Below are 15,246 nucleotides of genomic sequence, written 5' to 3'. Positions count from 1 at the left end.
ACAAAACGTATCAATATTTGAGTTAGAAAAACATTTCTGCGTATGACCCTATTGAATGTAAATCCTAAATAGAAAGAAGGTATAGCGATGGAATCTATTGTCATCCGCTCTTTTCATAATGATGAAGTTAGATTTGCATTTGTATATAATGGTAGACTTTATACAATGATGATGAATTGGTCTCTAGAACAAAACCATTGGAACTTGCACACATATGATCAAGAGTTACTTAAAGACCCTGATCAACATGGTTTTATCGTTAATCAATTACTTTCAAATTATAGGGTGAAAGAATTTTTTAAGGAAAAAAACATATCACATGATCAGATTTTCTGTAAGGATTGTGAAAATGTAACAGTTGAATAAATGACAGGAATTGAAAGACGTAATTTGTTGCGTCTCTTCTTTTTTTTCTTGGAACTATAAGAAAAACTTATGGACTATTACGATATTGATAAATAACTTGTCATTTACCAGCATTTTGAAGAGGTTTAAAATTTATGGCAAATGAATGAACATATTAAGATCCTTTGTTGTTCCTTCCTTTGAAATCTAATACGTTTGGAGGGTGTTCCCTTGTTCCGTAAGCGATTGGTAATCGTCAGCATTTCTGCGGGCTCATTTCTCGGTTTAGCAAGTCATATCATCGGCTAACTTCATTTCAACTAAGCTGATTCATTAAGAATCAGCTATTCTTTTTTCTTATAAAAAAATGACGGGAATTTCCCGTCATCACACGCAAGCTTACGAACTCTTTTTACTCGTACTACTGCTTTTCGTTTCGGAGATTTTTCCAAGAAAAAATCCATCGATTTCATCTAGCTTACCTCTCCATAATATTTGTCCTTTAGAAGGTGTAGGTTTATTGTCTCCACAATATACCCGGGTATTTTTCATATGAATGAAGTTAGCTTCTCCGTCTGGATTAGATTCTATAGTCTCACTAGCTGCTCCAAGTTGTTCGCTTAATTTCTGTGAAATTTCACTACCGTCTTCAAGTTTCTGACTTAATGTTTCGAAGTAGTCTTTCGCTGATATCAGTGTTCCGGATACAACGGAACCATTGACGTTCAAAGTGATATCTAATGAAAAATCTTGTGTATTAGAAGCTTGTACAAAATATTCTAAAATACTATCCTTTGATTGAACTTGTGTACTCAATGCAATCGCTCCTTTACTTTCATAATTTTGAAATTAAGAAGATGTATCATCGTTGCTTGAAAGTGCAGTATCTTTTTTCGCTTTTTTTCCAGTATCTTTATCTTTCTTAGAATCGTTCTTATTTTTATTAGATCCTTTGTTATTGCCTGTAGAAGTTGTTTTGGACTTTGTACTATTCTTCTTTTGTTGTGTATTCGAAGAATTTTTTTCCTTCTTTCTACGATCTTCAGTCACTTCACTTAATTGATCCAGTTTACTTTCTAGCTTATTCAGTCTGTTCTTCAATTCTTTATTCTCTTCCATTACCTGCTGCAATTCTTCTGTTTCAATTGGTTCAACCGTAGCGCTAATTTCAGTATCAGAATGATCATTCGTTTCTTCATCTGTTCTTCTTCTAAAGTAATCAGCAGTATTCGATTTAATATTTTGTATAGATTGTTTCGATAATTCTTTTGCTTTATTGCTCAATCGAATGCTATTGTTTTTCATTTTATCTTTATCTACTTTCGCTATTAGCCTCTTTCTATTTTCTGGTGTGGCAATGTATCCGAAAGCAGCTCCTAAAATTCCGCCTGCAAGCGTCCTTTTAATGGGTACTCCATTATTACTGTTTTGGTTTTGATCAGTACTATTCATATTTACACCTCTCATCGTTATTTGTTTGTCGTTTTCAATCGATTTGGTTGATTCAATTCGGCTTCAATAGTTTCAAGACGATCCTTAAGTTCTTTGTTTTCTTCCTCTAATGCTTTCGTTTTGTGTTCATTTGCTTTTGAACTCAAGTATGGATCCGTTTCCCACCAATCCATACCGATTTCTTTTGCTTTATCAACGGAACTTACAATTAACCGAATTTTTATTGTAAGTAGCTCAACATCCGCTATTCCTACTCGAATATCACCAGCAATTACAACCCCTTTATCCAACACCTTTTCTAGTACATCAACAATCGTATTAGATTGAACAGGATGATCTACAGGCATCAGTTATCCCTCCTTAGTCGCTCTTTTTTGATCAATATAATTCCACGTTAAACTATAAGAGATTCCCTAACGGTCCGAGATCAATGTTCAAATCTTCAGCCTCTAACCCGAAAGTATCTTTTAATTCATCCATCTTTTCCTCAAGGTTCATCAAGGCAATTCCAAGGCTTTCAACTTGCTCATCTGTAAGAGTCCCACCTTCAACACGTGCTAAGGCATGCCTTTCTACAATCTGTCTCAGTAATTCAATTACGGTCAATACCAACTGAGCCAGCCCTTGCTCTGCTTTTTCTGGCTCAATGTTGATTCTACTATCCCCATGGCTAATTGATTGCATGAGTGAGTTCCTCCTTTTGACGATCAAGTACAGCAGATGACATTTGAGTCTTAGGATTTGAATGGATGAGCGTTTCAACAGAGGAAATTAATAAGCGTAAATCCAAATACACTAAATCTACACCTGCAATTGAAATGATAATATCTCCCTTAATGGCTACACCTTTATCAAGTATCACATCTAAAATATCAATCAGTGCGACGTCTTTATTTTCTATAGAATGATTTGGTGGCATCATAGTAACCCCTTTCTTCATGAAAAACTTGAATAATGATACGGTGGCCAAGGTCCAGTAGCTTCAATCCTCCACCCCTTTGTGGTTAAGTTTTCTTCGATCTTTGCTATTTCCTTCAAGTATTGATTTACTCTGGATTTTGGAATTAAGAATACACTATTCCAAGCCATATGTTCCTTACGCCCTGTCGCATTTTGACTCCAATTCTTTTTGATTGATGCATCTTCAGCGTATTGCTTTAAATTTTCGTGAAGAGAATGGCATATCTTTTCTTTCTCATTTTCAACTTCTACCTCAACAAGCTTGTCTATTTTTTTCTTTTCAAAATATTGCTTTCCAGGTGTAAGAGTCCTTATTTCCTGTCTTTTAGCTTCAACAGTAGCATTATGTTTGAACACATTTCGTTTCAATTGATCATCGTCACAGTATATCTTTAAATTCCACTCCTCATTACCTTCAAGCGATTTAAAGGTTTGCTTCAAATCTTCTTCGTTCGAATTGATCTTTTCTTTTAGATTTTTTTCGTTTTCATAAATGGTGCAGAATTTTAAAGGTATAACTTGAAAGAGACTAAATAATTTTAGAAGGGTCTCATGATGATGAAAAGCCTTGGTTTGTAACCATTCTTGATCGGATTCAATTTTGTTATTAATAGATTCTTCTGCGAATTCTTTCGGGTCTAGGTCACATACTATAGCTGTGATCTCATTGGTGGTTATCGTGTATAATTTCTCCGAGGTATCAAATCCATTTAGAATTGGTAAAGATTGTTCTTTTAATTGGTGTGTTTCAGTTAGGGCATATAAATAAATGTACTTGTTCACCTTCATCAGTCCTTCTTCTTCGTCAATTCTTCCCATTGTTCAAATTCTTTCTTTTTGGCAACTTCATACCTTATTAAGAGCTCTTCTTCTTTTTCCTTAAATGCATCTTCTGAAATTTCTCCAAGCTCATACATCATTTGCAGTTGGATCAATTTTTGTTGAATGGTTGGAAGGTCGTAAAGTTCTTTGTCGGCTTCCTCTTTAACCTTCTCTCCGACCTTAATGACAAGGTTCATAGGGGTTGTAACTAGTTTATGAATCATGCATTTTCATCTACCGTTAGTCGAATATTCACAAAGTTATATGCTGGCCAGGGTCCAGTATATTTGAAATCAACTTTATCCTTCCACTTTTCATGGGCTTTGTTTACCTTTTCGTCAAATTGTTCTTCCTGATCATAGTCGATTAGAAAAGATGCATTTAAGAGCATTTTTTCACCTAGAGGATCGTTTAATTTTGAGGCAACAGCTGTATCATCAAGTGAATGATAAATATCTTCCTCTATTTCCTGTTGTATAGATGCGATTAGCTTTTGTGCAATTCCACCTAATTGAATACGTTCATAATAACTCGCTGCCTCTGATTTCTCATTAACAGACTCTGCATGTTGTTTTAATTCAGGACTTTCTTTCACAATGCTTTCAAGCCAGTCTTTCTTCCCGACGACCTTTAGTCCTAATTCGATCTTGTCTTGTATTTCTGGAAACAGCTTTGTCAATTGTGGATACAAGTTTTCTAACAACACTTTCACATCTTCTCGAGAGTTGAACACATTTCCAAAACTGATCGGAATCACTGTTCTATGTTGTTTCATAACTTTAGAGACTGTATGTTGATGCATCATTAAGTTTTCTTTGTTAGGTTGGTATATTTTCAAAGGTACTTCCGCTGCTACCATGGCAGCATCTTTGTAATGAATTAAGAAGAGATCCGTCTTTTTGCCTTCTACTTCTATTATTTCATTCATCTCTTCTTGATCCGTTTGGATGCCACAAAAAATATAAATGCCAGTTTCACTCTGTTCACTCATGTTATCATCGTCCTTCCTACGTTCAGTTCCCTATATTTTTGCACTCTTGAATAATTAATTCTTTTGCTGTAGTTATCGGATGGTCAGACTCTAGCAGTCGGCTCATAGGTGCACGTAATAAGTCGATACATAGTTGTTGGAACTCCCTGTCCTCACCATCGATTTCGATATCCTCTTCTATAGCAATTTTTCCAATCATTAATGATGACCTTAACGTCGGTGCACTGTGCTCACCTGAACTATGCTTTCGTAATCGGCTAATTAATTCAGTGATAGTGTTGGCATCTCGATCATTCAATCCTAATTTATGTGAAAGAATTGAAGCTTCCTGTTTAGTGGTTTTATTCTCCACAAAAATAGTAATCAACCGGTCTAATAATGCATCTTGTGTTTTGTATACACCTGCATATTCTTCGGGGTTACTCGTAAAGATTACTGAGAATTCAGGATGTACTCTATAAAAAGGTTCGGTCTCTTTAGATCCGTACAGTGGCAGAACACCTTCCTCTAAAATGGATAAGAAAATATTATTAGTTGTTGCTTTAGAGCGGGTAAATTCATCGTAAATAAGTGTATAACCGTGTTTGACTGCCTCAAGTAACCGACCATCTTTCCATTCTTCAGATACGCTCTCATCTTTTTTGTAAACGGAGCGAACAAAATGATCAATCACTTTTTCACTCTTATATCCTGTGAAACCTCCAATTAAATCCTGGTTATCTAATTCATGATTACCATGCATAAGCATAACGGGTCTCCTGCGTTTCTTTGCCAATGAAAGGGCAAGCGAGGTTTTCCCAGTCCCTGTAGGTCCTGTTAAGTGTATGGGATATCCTGCCTTCATATAACGAAGCAATCGCGAGTGGAGATTTTTTGTTTGTTGATCATATATGAAGGAATTTAAACGTTTATTGCTAGATTCATTTAATTCAGCCATTGGAGCCTCCATCTGTTGTTGGACTAACTTTCAACACCAATTGCACTTCGGTACCGTATATCCTGTCTTTTGAAAGACGTAACTTCTTCGTCTTTATTGATTAACACTTCATACGTACCGACCATTTCATCCTTAGCATATTTCTTCATATATTCCTTTTCCTCAATCACTTCAATCATTACTTTCCAGCCATCTTTCTCTGTTGTCTCTACAGAGGTAATCTTATGTGGAGGAGCTACATGTTCTTCGAAAAATTGTGCGACATTGTTCATGATCTTTTTTATTTTCATAGTTGCCTCCCATCGTTTACTTGAGAAAAAGGGGGTCTAACCCCCCTGCGTGTTAAATGCTAAATTGTCTATTTCTTTCATTTGATTGGGTAGGTAAACCCTCATCTTCAACTTCATCTCTTAACAGACCGACTGCCTCTGCATATCGAAGCCATGTGTCAACACTTGCAATGACTACCCTAGCTTCTACTGTCAGGATTTCAATACCTACCACTGATACGCGAGCGAAGGCGTCAATCACAATTCCTTTGTCTAAAATTCGGTCAATTACCTCTGCCAAACTAGAGCTATCTGTTGTTTTTTGAACAGCCATGTTTTCGTTCTCCTTTCTATGAACATCATGATCCTAAAGTCTTGATGTCTTTAGAAGACTTTATATTGGTAGAACTTTTAATATCTTTAGAACGCTTGATATCATTCGCAGTTTTGATCTGCTGTGCGCTTTTCACTTCTTTATCATCTTTACTTGAAGACATCTTTTCTTGAAACTCTTCTCCTGCTTCTTTCACTTTTCCAAGCTTGTCTTTAACTGATAATAAGACATCTTGTACATTCTCTTTAGCGGATTCTGCTTTTTCATGCACATTTTCTGCATTCTTTTGTTTTGTTTCTGCAAGATGTTCAGCTGCTGAACTTACTTTTGAATGAACTTCTTCTTCTAAATGATCTGCAGCCTGTTCCTGCACTTCATCTTTTATTTTTTCCTTAACTGATGAGGGTGTTTTCTCTATCGCTTTCTCCGCAGCCTTTTTGAATACTTTTTTTACTGGTTGGTTAGACATAATACCTCCTTTTAGTAAATCAGAGGTGTTTACTTGTCATTCGTCACTTTGCAACAATGCATCTAACTTCTCTTCGATTCGTTGTAAATTTTCATTTAGTGCTTTATTTTCATCTTTTAATTCTTGATACTGAGCATTGATGTGATTGTCTGTCTCTACGGTACGATCACTTTTATTTCTATAGTTGTATGCAGCTTCTTTTATGGTCAACATTGCTTGATCTATGAATATTTGTTGTACGGTTCTTCTCAATTCATTTCCAGTACCTTTTATTAATTCTGAATTACCTACCGTACTGGCTATTTGTTTCCTTGTATTTGAGGAAGTCAGTAACCCAATTCCTGAACCTACAATTCCACCTGCAATTGCAAAATTTATTGTATTTTTTTGTCGCCTATTTTCTCCATTATTCTTATCCTCTTTCATTCGTATCTGATCCTTTCTTTACTAAATCCTTTTATTTTATAGGCTTGGTTTTAAATACTAAACCGCGCTTGTTGGTTGTTTTGTTCAACAAATCCTTCTTCTTGTACATCGTCTCGAAGCAATCCTACCGCATTTGCGTATCTTAACCATGTATCAACACTTGCTACGACGACTCTTGCCTCAACTGTTAATATTTCAATCCCAACAAGAGAAACTCTTGCAAATGCATCAATTACAATCCCTTTGTCTAGGATTCTGTCGATCACCTCTGCCAAGCTAGAGCTGTCGGTTGTCTTTTGAACACTCATAGTTACAAGCTCCTTTCTTATGATATTGGTGATGAATATTTGTTGGGTCTTATAAAGGGGTTATACCCCATGTGAATTCATCTCGAAACTTTTCGGATGGAATTATGCAAGTATGAAACCAAGTTTATTACGATAATATTTTATAATAATGATTATTTGTAATAAGCAAATCCTTTACTGGTGAGAGATATGTAGGATAATGAAATGTGAGTAACAATTTCATAACAAAAATAACTATATAAAAATTGCAGTAAATATTTTCATCCCTACATACGCAATCTAACAATGTGAGAAAGGTGGTATTAGGGATGAGAAAGAATAGTTGGACTTTATCAGTAGTCGTATTAGTAGCCATTGCAGGAATAATGATTTTCTATCCTGCTGGTCAAGTTGAAGCCCCGTTCATACAGCAAAACGAAACGAAGAAACGTATTATTCCAAATCAGATGGAAACGAAACAATCTCAACAACTGGTAGTGATGGACTCTATTCAGTATGGGGAGAATTTAGTTCGAAAATTAGATACTAGTAAGTCAATTGGTGTGATCAAGCACAAGACGAAAGTGAGTAGTCATTACAGAAACCATGAAGTAACCGTTAAATTTAAAACCAAGCCTACACAAAGAGAGCTAACTCTTTGGGCTAATGAGATTAGCGCAAAGGTTATCAAGCAGCTAGACTCCACATACATTATTAAATCTGAAATGTTCACTACGCCTAAATTGATTAATTATTTTTCTGAAAAGTCCAATGTGATATATGCTGAACCGAATTATATTTATTTGCAAAACGAAACTGATGATGAACTTTATAAAAGATATCAATGGAACTTGCCAGCCATTCGTACTGAAGAAGGTTGGGAAATTACAAGAGGCAAAGAGGATGTCACGATTGCAATTATTGATACTGGGATTGACCTTGAACATCCTGATTTGTCTAAGCGAATTGTTAAAGGATACAATGTTTTAAATGACAGCCCACTTCCAAATGATGAAAATGGTCATGGTACACATGTGGCAGGAATTATTGCTTCTGAAACGAATAATGGCCTTGGGGTTGCTGGCATCACTTGGTACAATCAAATTATGCCGATTAAAGCAATGAATGCTGAAGGGTATGGTACTTCGTTCGATGTCGCAAAAGGCGTTCGTTGGGCTGTTGAAAACGGTGCTGACGTGATTAATATGAGTTTAGGGAATTACAAATCATCTAAAGCATTGAAAGAAGCTATTGATTATGCATTTGAAAAAGATGTGATTCTTGTTGCTGCGTCTGGAAATGAAAACACGAATCAAATCAGTTACCCTGCAGCATTCGATAAAGTCATTGGTGTTGCAGCAGTTAATACTGAATTAACAAGAGCTGATTTTTCAAATTTCGGAGAATATATAGATGTAGCTGCACCAGGGGTTGATATAGCGAGTACTTATTTAAAAGGACAATATGCTTCTTTATCAGGCACTTCCATGGCTACTCCTCATGTAGCTGCACTTGCTGGATTAATCCGATCTTCTCAGCCTCAATTAACAAACAAAGAAATCATCGAGATTATTAAAGACACAACAGACGATGTAGGTAACCCAGGAAAGGATCAATATACGGGTCACGGCATTATTAACGTTTCCGCAGCATTAAAATATGCAAACGAGAAGGATCGTCCTTTTGCGAAGGTAAAAGAATGGATTAAGAATATTAAATAAAAAAGAAGTGAACAATGTTAGCTGAATTAGCCAATTGTTCACTTCTTTTACATTCAAAACTATTCAAGATCGATGTCAATAATTTGAGATTGTTTCACAATCTTAGGTATTTTTACAGTCAAACGATTACCTGACATGGCCGCCTTAATGCTTTCAGTATCAACATTTGCTGGCAATGGTAGATATCTTTCAATACGTTTTGAGAAATTTTCTTTCTTCAGTAATTCTCCATTGTTATTTTGAATTTGCTCCGTTTCAAAACGTTGTATTAATATTCGTAGTTGATGATTAACCATATCTAATTTTACTTTATCCTCTTCTCCTACTGGTAAGGTTGCTTCGATAATAATTTCATTTTCATCTTCAGTACTTTCCACCTGAAAGAAATAGTTAGAATGAAAATGGTTTAAGTGTTGATCAAATTCCTTAAGTGAATGCTCTAGCTGCTGATCAAGAGATTTAATAAGACCATCTAGTCTTTCATCATTAAACAAGTTTTTCAGTTGATCTTTCCAAAAGTCCATACCACCCTACTCCCTCCTAAAAAAAGTATTAAAGATTGGCTAAGTTATTTGAATCGCTAATATCTGGATCTAATGTATTTGTCATGTTCCAGAAGTTATTGACTAACATAAAGTCGCCTGTATTCCCCCCACCCGAACCACTTGCAGATTTAGAAGTAGATTTAGGTGAAATGTATAAGGTATCACCAAAATTCACTGTCCCATTACTTGAGACAGTACTAATTTTTATTGGAGCTAATATTACTGATGGCATTCGTATCACCCTCCTTAGGAACTCCCTTAGGCTGATTTTCCTAAAATAGTGTATGCATCAACAAATCAAGTGGTACCTTTTAACACCCATCTAGGTCAATGCATATGTTGATGTAAATAGAATGTTAAAGGGTGTTATATTTATGCCTGCAATGGTTGGAGCTATAAAGATTAATGAAATATCAGGGACAGCAATATTCAATGTAGGCGATGTCTATCATATGTCACCACAAAGCTCTAATAAAACTTTCGCCGGGGCAGGATCATTTAACACAGGTGACTACTTACAAGTCAATAACGGATATAGTGTTACGCATACGATTGATTCTGATGTTGTCGATAATAGCAACATCGGTAATGCAGGGTAGTAGATCCCCCATCCTTCTATATACTTGTTTCACTTATTTATGCAGAGTGGTGTTAAATTGTTATCCGATTTGCATAGGTTAGGTATAAGGGGGTGATGGGCGCTTGAATTATCCAAATGAATTACACCAAAGGATTATGCAGCTTGAAGAATTCATAAGACAATTGCAAGAAAAAACAAATTCTTTAGAAAGCATGATCACAACTCTCCAAAACGAAATAACGCAATTAAAATCCTCGCCCAACACTTCCATTGAATATAAATTTGACCAATTAAAGATAGAAACACTTGAAGGAACATTAAACATCGGTTTAACGCCTGGTGGAAATGGTTTCGAAAATATTGAAGATCTTGGTGTAAATGGTGGCAACTTTCAAGTGAATCAGCAGAAATCACCGACTACCCCATTTACCGATGAAATGTATCAATGGATGAATCAAGGTGTTGACCATTATTTAAACTATGACGTTTTCAAGGATATACAAAAAGTAGAACAAAAGTCAGCATATACACTGCCTGAATCACAAAGAAAGTTAATTATTGATGATATTAAAAAACAAATGAGTCAGAGACTTCCACATTATATGATGGCGACCAAGCGAGATAAAGCGGAAAAGAATCCAAATCAAGAGGTTGATCGTATCATGACTCAAATTAAAAAAGATATCTTAACAGGTATTGAAATATATATAAATAATGAAAAGAAAAAATCTCAAGGAGGTCATAAGGATGGAACTTAACGTAGTCAATAAGGACATCTCTGTTGGAGATATTCGTATTATTGGAATTGGTACATCCGCAATGTTATTAGTTGGAGATAGTGAAGTGATTAATTGTCAATCCATGTTTGATACGCCTCCTGAATCCTTAATAATCGGTACGCCACTCGTTCCATTATCAAAGGAATAATCGTATGGATCGAACGTCAATTGTCCAAAATGTCGAGATTATCTCAATGGTATCTGCATCCATATTTGAAGTTGGTGATACACGGATTTTAACCCCTTCTTCTAGAGCACTTGCTGTACAGAGACAAGAATCGACTTATGTTGAACCTGATGAGCATACGTTTGATCAATATCCAATGTTTACATTTCCTTTTCCGAAGATCGAACATGAATGCATTCCTGTTAACACGGTTCATGAAGTTCCAGCCATTCACGTCAACTCAATAAAAGTAATTGGTATTGCTGCTTCTTCAGCTTTTCATATAGGTAAAACAGATTATGTATCAGCCGAAGCAAGAGTTAAGCACATTCGTCAATTTACAGTTGATCCTTACGAATAGGAGGGATTGGAATGAATGTATATGTCAATCAAACCATCTCAATACAAACCATTCGTATTGATGGATTATCCAACTCTTCTGTTCTTCAAATTGGAACGAGTGGTGTCATCAAACCGGTCTCTTATTTAGGAAATACCGGAGAATTCGTAGGTCCCGCACCAGCTATTGAAAACCCATTTGGTAGTATTGTCGAAACTTCATTTGAAGGTCCGCTTGTACCACTAAGTGGCCCAAGGAAAGATTAACAATTAATGCGAGGAGATAACATGGACTCATGGTCAAAGATGATGGAATGGAAACAAGTAGCAGATAAATATATGAATCAGAGCTTCTTTCCTGACCACAACCAACAACAGAAACAAAGTCCGCAAGTGAATATTTATGAATCAGAAAACGAATTGCTCTGTCTTGTTTCATTACCTGGATTAAATAACGTCGAGGACGTAGAGGTATATGTATACAAAAGTTCAATTAAGCTAATTGGAAATACTTCATTGCATACACATGGGATGTCCATTAAGCAAGATGAGATATTTCAAGGAAGATTTGAGCGTGACGTAAGCTTACCCTACTCGGTTAGAGAAGACCCAATAGACGCCTACTATCATAAGGGTGTTCTTTATATACGACTATATCGTTTATTGACGGATGATCGACCAAAGAAAAAAGTACAAATCAAAGATCAAGGTGAATGAGTAATGGGCTTGCCCGCATGTTTGCCGTAATTCTCTCATGAATATTGAGAAAGATGTATTATGGGCAGCCCCTTATCATTACACGTTGCCAACATTGTTACTATCCGAAACATCTGGGTCAATTGCAACAACAATACTGAATAAATTGTTTACTTGAGAGAAATCACCAGTGTTCCCCCCACCTGATCCTGTCACAGATTTAGAAGACGAAACAGGTGAATTATAAAATAGATCCCCGAAGTTTACATTCCCATCATTGACTGCAGATATTTTGATGGGACCCACTATTATGGAAGGCATATTTGTCCTCCTTTATCTAACGAAGTCAAAAGAAAAAGAGTCGGACCCACCTGAAATAAATAGGCCAACCCTCAAATATGATTATTATAAATAATTCTCTTTATGATTAGGAAGCATAAGGAGTTCATACTCCTCATGCTAACCTAAGTAACTTGCTTTTAGTAGCTTACAAAAGCAACTCCTACAATAATAAGGAGAATAAACAATACTACGATCAAAGCAAAACCAGCTCCATATCCGTAACCCATGAAAGACATCCTCCTTCCGTTAGGTCATTAAAAGAACATCCTGAAAGAATATTCTTTTCAATACATACTATGTAAAAGTACATGTTTTGATAGGGACAAGTGGCGATATTTTGTAAAGTTATCATGTATTTTTTCGGAATTCATCCCGTTTATGATCGAAATTTCATCTTTTTTAGAATATTTAAGTATGTTATAATTATGCTGTTTCGTTTTTAGAGATGCACTTCGTTCATCTCTATTTTTGTTTAATTGATGGTAATGATTATGCATTTCACATGAATATTCATGTTGAAACATTTTCGTTGCACAAGTAAACAAACTAGTTTAAAGATAAACAAATACAATGTAGAGGTGAGCAACCGGATGGACAAAGAGTATAAACACTCAAACATAACACCATTAGACTATCTTAAATTCCTTATTCCATCTTTAATCGGTATTTTCTTATTTATGATTCCAATTAATGTTGATGGAGAAGTTACAATTCCGGTCGCAATTCTTGCCGATTGGGTACAACAACTATTGGATGGTAAGATTCCATTGATCATGACTGTGATTATATCCCTTACGGTCATTTTCACTTTAATTGGTTCGATTATGAAACCAGCAATGATCAAAGACAAACCATTTTTGAATTCTTTATTCAATGTACAACCAATTTGGGTGATTGCTAGAATCTTAGGTATGATCTTCGCAATTATGACATTATATGAAATTGGTCCAGAGTACGTTTGGTCTGGAGGAACGGGCGGACTTCTTCTCCAAGATCTAATCCCAGTCTTGTTTTCGGTATTTCTCTTTGCTGGATTATTTCTTCCATTGTTACTTAATTTTGGTCTATTAGAGTTATTTGGAACATTGTTAACCAAAATAATGAGACCTTTATTCACCTTACCAGGACGATCCTCAATTGACTGCCTTGCATCATGGCTTGGGGATGGTACGATCGGTGTATTACTGACGAGTAAACAATATGAACAAGGCAATTACTCAAAACGTGAAGCTGCTGTGATTGGAACTACATTTTCCGTCGTTTCAATTACATTTAGTATTGTTGTCTTGAAACATATGGAATTAGATGCATATTTTGTTCAGTACTATTTGACAATTGTTGTTGCTGGCTTAGTTGCAGCTCTTATTATGCCGCGAATTCCACCATTATCAAACAAAAAGAAAACGTATATTAACGATTCTGATATACAAAAAAATGAAGAAATTCCTGAGGGGATGTCAATGTTCTCCTGGGGACTTAAATCAGCTGCACTGACTGCGAAGAAGACAAATAGCTTTGATGCAGTTATAAAAGGTGGATTCAAAAATGTCATTGAAATGTGGATGGCTGTCATTCCGATTGTAATGGCGATTGGTACTATCGCATTGATTATTGCAGAGAATACACCAGTGTTTGAATGGTTAGGTGCACCATTTGTTCCATTGCTTCAAATCATGCAAGTACCAGAGGCAGCTGAAGCCGCACAAACGATGGTTGTTGGGTTTGCTGACATGTTCTTACCAGCACTTATAGGTGTTGAAATCATAGAAAGTGAAATGACCAGATTTATTATCGCTAGTCTTTCAGTAACACAGTTAATCTACATGTCTGAGGTTGGTGGGTTATTACTTGGTTCGAAAATACCTGTTAATTTCAAAGACTTAGTGCTGATCTTTATTGAGAGAACATTAATTACACTACCTGTCATTGTATTGATGGCACATATCCTATTTTAATAAATGAGCGACTGACGAGAATAAACAAATTCTCAACAGTCGCTTATTTTTGTTACCAATTAAACCAAAAATTTCTCTCTTTATCTTCATTTTCATTATCATTATCTTTTTCTTCTCCAGGACGGTCTTCTTCTGTATGTTCCACTTCTACTTCATCTGACCGGTCTATTCCGATCCCCCACATCGCATCCCATGGATTGATTACCTTTTCTTCATTCTCAGCTGTATTAGGTTTGATTGATTTCTTAACATTCGTCTTTCTGGGTTTCTTTTCCATATAAGTCCCTCCTCCTTTAATGGAAAGTAGATATCTTAAAATCATTCACCATCTTTTATTAGGATATTTCACTATGTGTTTTATGTAACGGACATACGCCCAACTTTAGTAGTAGATTTGAGAAAATTTGTCTAGGATTTAATTCATTTAAGTTTAATATCTAGAAGCTTAAATTTTGTTGTTCAATACCTAATAAATAAGAAGTGAGCCAAATCGACCCACTTCTTCATCTTGTTATTGATTTTCTAAAAACGATCTAACTGATTCAGGTGTCTTTGCATTTGCACTGTGCAAATGGCCTTTTTTATCACCTTTTTCGTATACAAGCAAACTAGGAATTCCCATTACTTCATATTTTTCAGCAAGTTGTGGAAATTGGTCCTTATCGATTTAATACCATTCTTTATTTTTGTTTTCCTCAATGATATCTTCTATGAACATATCTAGTCTTTTACAATCTGGACACCAATTTGTCTCAAATTTAACAACCGTTTGGTTTGCTTCATTTATGACTTCATAGAATTCTTTTTCACTTGTTATTTGTTTCATGACAA

Annotated in this window: 28 protein-coding genes and 1 pseudogene; 9 read left to right on the top strand and 20 right to left on the bottom strand. The window is 35.6% G+C overall.

Going from position 1 to position 15,246, the window contains the following annotated elements:
• Positions 1–87 precede the first annotated feature (87 nt).
• Positions 88–366 carry a hypothetical protein gene (locus L2716_RS06595; protein ID WP_236332948.1) on the top strand — a complete coding sequence of 93 codons (279 nt, stop codon included), beginning with the start codon at positions 88–90 and terminating at the stop codon, positions 364–366.
• Positions 367–744: 378 nt separating this feature from the next.
• Here L2716_RS06595 and gvpU read toward each other — a convergent pair whose 3' ends face one another.
• The 14 genes from gvpU to gvpA (L2716_RS06525) are packed head-to-tail and all read right to left on the bottom strand — an operon-like array spanning position 745 to position 7,313.
• The gene (gene gvpU / locus L2716_RS06590) at positions 745–1,161 is read right to left on the bottom strand and encodes a gas vesicle accessory protein GvpU (protein WP_236332946.1); all 417 of its coding nucleotides are present in this window, start codon (positions 1,159–1,161) and stop codon (positions 745–747) included.
• Between the two features lie 33 nt (positions 1,162–1,194).
• Positions 1,195–1,797 (bottom strand): GvpT/GvpP family gas vesicle accessory protein, encoded by a 603-nt coding sequence (gvpT, locus tag L2716_RS06585; protein WP_236332944.1) that lies wholly within the window; start codon positions 1,795–1,797, stop codon positions 1,195–1,197.
• Between the two features lie 17 nt (positions 1,798–1,814).
• A complete protein-coding gene (locus L2716_RS06580; RefSeq protein ID WP_236332942.1) occupies positions 1,815–2,144 on the bottom strand; it encodes a gas vesicle protein in 330 nt (109 codons plus the stop codon).
• 52 nt (positions 2,145–2,196) lie between these two features.
• The gene (locus L2716_RS06575) at positions 2,197–2,481 is read right to left on the bottom strand and encodes a gas vesicle protein K (RefSeq protein WP_236332940.1); all 285 of its coding nucleotides are present in this window, start codon (positions 2,479–2,481) and stop codon (positions 2,197–2,199) included.
• On the bottom strand, positions 2,468–2,716 hold the full coding sequence (locus tag L2716_RS06570; protein ID WP_236332937.1) for a gas vesicle protein: 249 nt from the start codon (positions 2,714–2,716) through the stop codon (positions 2,468–2,470). The genes L2716_RS06575 and L2716_RS06570 overlap by 14 nt, the downstream gene beginning before the upstream one ends.
• Before the next feature lie 17 nt (positions 2,717–2,733).
• Positions 2,734–3,576 carry a GvpL/GvpF family gas vesicle protein gene (locus L2716_RS06565; protein WP_236332935.1) on the bottom strand — a complete coding sequence of 281 codons (843 nt, stop codon included), beginning with the start codon at positions 3,574–3,576 and terminating at the stop codon, positions 2,734–2,736.
• A complete protein-coding gene (locus L2716_RS06560) occupies positions 3,546–3,803 on the bottom strand; it encodes a gas vesicle protein GvpG (RefSeq protein WP_236332933.1) in 258 nt (85 codons plus the stop codon). Before L2716_RS06560 ends, L2716_RS06565 begins: the two co-directional genes overlap by 31 nt.
• A complete protein-coding gene (locus tag L2716_RS06555) occupies positions 3,800–4,570 on the bottom strand; it encodes a GvpL/GvpF family gas vesicle protein (protein ID WP_236332931.1) in 771 nt (256 codons plus the stop codon). Before L2716_RS06555 ends, L2716_RS06560 begins: the two co-directional genes overlap by 4 nt.
• A gap of 22 nt (positions 4,571–4,592) precedes the next feature.
• Positions 4,593–5,507 carry a gas vesicle protein GvpN gene (gene gvpN, locus L2716_RS06550; RefSeq protein WP_236332929.1) on the bottom strand — a complete coding sequence of 305 codons (915 nt, stop codon included), beginning with the start codon at positions 5,505–5,507 and terminating at the stop codon, positions 4,593–4,595.
• A gap of 23 nt (positions 5,508–5,530) precedes the next feature.
• Positions 5,531–5,797, bottom strand: coding sequence for a gas vesicle protein GvpO (gene gvpO / locus L2716_RS06545; RefSeq protein WP_236332927.1), 267 nt, complete (start codon positions 5,795–5,797; stop codon positions 5,531–5,533).
• Between the two features lie 52 nt (positions 5,798–5,849).
• On the bottom strand, positions 5,850–6,110 hold the full coding sequence (gvpA, locus tag L2716_RS06540; protein ID WP_236332925.1) for a gas vesicle structural protein GvpA: 261 nt from the start codon (positions 6,108–6,110) through the stop codon (positions 5,850–5,852).
• 25 nt (positions 6,111–6,135) lie between these two features.
• Positions 6,136–6,579 carry a gas vesicle protein GvpQ gene (gene gvpQ, locus L2716_RS06535; protein WP_236332923.1) on the bottom strand — a complete coding sequence of 148 codons (444 nt, stop codon included), beginning with the start codon at positions 6,577–6,579 and terminating at the stop codon, positions 6,136–6,138.
• A gap of 36 nt (positions 6,580–6,615) precedes the next feature.
• Entirely contained in the window at positions 6,616–7,005 is a 390-nt protein-coding gene (locus L2716_RS06530; RefSeq protein ID WP_236332922.1) for a hypothetical protein, read from the bottom strand.
• 50 nt (positions 7,006–7,055) lie between these two features.
• Positions 7,056–7,313, bottom strand: a complete 258-nt coding sequence (gvpA, locus tag L2716_RS06525; protein ID WP_236332920.1) for a gas vesicle structural protein GvpA — start codon at positions 7,311–7,313, stop codon at positions 7,056–7,058.
• Positions 7,314–7,621: 308 nt separating this feature from the next.
• On the opposite strand from gvpA (L2716_RS06525), the gene L2716_RS06520 reads away from it, so the two are divergent.
• A complete protein-coding gene (locus tag L2716_RS06520; RefSeq protein ID WP_236332918.1) occupies positions 7,622–9,013 on the top strand; it encodes a S8 family peptidase in 1,392 nt (463 codons plus the stop codon).
• A 59-nt stretch (positions 9,014–9,072) separates the two neighbouring features.
• Here the strand turns inward: L2716_RS06520 and L2716_RS06515 are convergent, their stop codons facing one another.
• Positions 9,073–9,537 (bottom strand): Hsp20/alpha crystallin family protein, encoded by a 465-nt coding sequence (locus L2716_RS06515; protein WP_236332916.1) that lies wholly within the window; start codon positions 9,535–9,537, stop codon positions 9,073–9,075.
• A 28-nt stretch (positions 9,538–9,565) separates the two neighbouring features.
• On the bottom strand, positions 9,566–9,790 hold the full coding sequence (locus L2716_RS06510) for a spore germination protein (protein WP_236332914.1): 225 nt from the start codon (positions 9,788–9,790) through the stop codon (positions 9,566–9,568).
• A gap of 142 nt (positions 9,791–9,932) precedes the next feature.
• On the opposite strand from L2716_RS06510, the gene L2716_RS06505 reads away from it, so the two are divergent.
• The 6 genes from L2716_RS06505 (at position 9,933) to L2716_RS06480 (ending at position 12,139) form a co-directional block, all read left to right on the top strand.
• Positions 9,933–10,157: a spore germination protein gene (locus tag L2716_RS06505; RefSeq protein WP_236332913.1), complete on the top strand. Its 225-nt coding sequence runs from the start codon at positions 9,933–9,935 to the stop codon at positions 10,155–10,157.
• A gap of 103 nt (positions 10,158–10,260) precedes the next feature.
• Positions 10,261–10,896, top strand: a complete 636-nt coding sequence (gene gerPC, locus L2716_RS06500) for a spore germination protein GerPC (RefSeq protein WP_236332911.1) — start codon at positions 10,261–10,263, stop codon at positions 10,894–10,896.
• On the top strand, positions 10,886–11,065 hold the full coding sequence (locus L2716_RS06495; protein ID WP_236332909.1) for a spore gernimation protein GerPD: 180 nt from the start codon (positions 10,886–10,888) through the stop codon (positions 11,063–11,065). Before gerPC ends, L2716_RS06495 begins: the two co-directional genes overlap by 11 nt.
• A 4-nt stretch (positions 11,066–11,069) precedes the next feature.
• Positions 11,070–11,444 carry a spore germination protein GerPE gene (locus tag L2716_RS06490; protein ID WP_236332907.1) on the top strand — a complete coding sequence of 125 codons (375 nt, stop codon included), beginning with the start codon at positions 11,070–11,072 and terminating at the stop codon, positions 11,442–11,444.
• Between the two features lie 11 nt (positions 11,445–11,455).
• Complete coding sequence (locus L2716_RS06485) at positions 11,456–11,689, top strand: spore germination protein GerPB (protein WP_236332905.1); 234 nt, start codon at positions 11,456–11,458, stop codon at positions 11,687–11,689.
• A 21-nt stretch (positions 11,690–11,710) separates the two neighbouring features.
• Positions 11,711–12,139 (top strand): Hsp20/alpha crystallin family protein, encoded by a 429-nt coding sequence (locus L2716_RS06480; RefSeq protein WP_236332903.1) that lies wholly within the window; start codon positions 11,711–11,713, stop codon positions 12,137–12,139.
• 78 nt (positions 12,140–12,217) lie between these two features.
• Here the strand turns inward: L2716_RS06480 and L2716_RS06475 are convergent, their stop codons facing one another.
• Positions 12,218–12,439: a spore germination protein gene (locus tag L2716_RS06475; protein WP_236332901.1), complete on the bottom strand. Its 222-nt coding sequence runs from the start codon at positions 12,437–12,439 to the stop codon at positions 12,218–12,220.
• 158 nt (positions 12,440–12,597) lie between these two features.
• Complete coding sequence (locus tag L2716_RS06470; RefSeq protein WP_236332899.1) at positions 12,598–12,696, bottom strand: YjcZ family sporulation protein; 99 nt, start codon at positions 12,694–12,696, stop codon at positions 12,598–12,600.
• A 354-nt stretch (positions 12,697–13,050) separates the two neighbouring features.
• On the opposite strand from L2716_RS06470, the gene L2716_RS06465 reads away from it, so the two are divergent.
• Entirely contained in the window at positions 13,051–14,415 is a 1,365-nt protein-coding gene (locus L2716_RS06465; protein ID WP_236332897.1) for a YjiH family protein, read from the top strand.
• A 52-nt stretch (positions 14,416–14,467) separates the two neighbouring features.
• Here L2716_RS06465 and L2716_RS06460 read toward each other — a convergent pair whose 3' ends face one another.
• Together L2716_RS06460 and L2716_RS06455 are read right to left on the bottom strand one after the other, a co-directional pair.
• The gene (locus L2716_RS06460) at positions 14,468–14,692 is read right to left on the bottom strand and encodes a hypothetical protein (protein ID WP_236332895.1); all 225 of its coding nucleotides are present in this window, start codon (positions 14,690–14,692) and stop codon (positions 14,468–14,470) included.
• Between the two features lie 234 nt (positions 14,693–14,926).
• A pseudogene (locus tag L2716_RS06455) lies at positions 14,927–15,241 on the bottom strand (thioredoxin family protein).
• Between the last annotated feature and the right edge of the window lie 5 nt (positions 15,242–15,246).

Origin of the sequence: Pseudalkalibacillus berkeleyi (assembly GCF_021608225.1) — a bacterium.
Lineage (GTDB): Bacteria > Bacillota > Bacilli > Bacillales > Fictibacillaceae > Pseudalkalibacillus > Pseudalkalibacillus berkeleyi.
This window is presented reverse-complemented; position numbering and strand designations above follow the sequence as displayed.